Origin of the sequence: Catenulispora rubra (assembly GCF_015356825.1) — a bacterium.
Taxonomy (GTDB): Bacteria; Actinomycetota; Actinomycetes; order Streptomycetales; family Catenulisporaceae; genus Catenulispora; species Catenulispora rubra.
Genome location: NZ_JAACYW010000698.1, coordinates 1 through 601, shown reverse-complemented (window position 1 = coordinate 601; position 601 = coordinate 1). Strand labels below are relative to the sequence as shown.

Genomic DNA, 601 nt, shown 5'->3' with positions numbered 1-601 from the left:
GCCCACCGTCCCGCCGCGCCTGAGCCAGCAGCGCCCGCTCCTTCACCGAGTACTGCTCCAACAGGCGCAACTCGATGTTCTCCGCGGCCTCCGCCGCCAACGCCGCCATCAGCGGACTGGCATCCCGCCGCCATGACGTGAGGTCCACCACACCGCGGATCCGCCCACTGAACGGATCCCGGATCGGCACGCCGGCACAAGCGAAAGCCAGGAACCGATCAGCAAAGTGCTCCCCGGCCAGCACCACAGCCGGCCGCCCCTCGGCCAACGCCGTCCCGATCCCGTTGGTCCCGGCGTCGGCCTCGTGATAGCTGAAGCCCTCGGCCAACTGCACGGCGTCAAGGTGCCGATTCAACCCCGGCTCCCCGGCCCGCCGGACCAGCACCCGAGCCGCCGCATCGGTCAGGACCACGCACACCGGCGAGCCGACCAACATGCCGTGCAGCCGCTCCACCACCGGCGCCGAGGCCCGTAACAGCAACTCCTCGGCACCCGTGTCAGGCTCATAGGGCAGGTCAACGTCCCCGGGCCCCAACCCACCGGCCCGACACCGCTGCCACGACGCCCAAATCGCCGCCCGCACAGCCTCACCGGCATCAAC

At 70.9% G+C, this 601-nt stretch carries 1 protein-coding gene; it reads right to left on the bottom strand.

The window, feature by feature from the left end; all coding sequences use genetic code 11:
- The coding region (locus tag GWK61_RS55015) for a GAF domain-containing protein (protein ID WP_499704286.1) at positions 1 to 583 on the bottom strand (583 nt) is incomplete at its 3' end.
- Positions 584 to 601 lie beyond the last annotated feature (18 nt).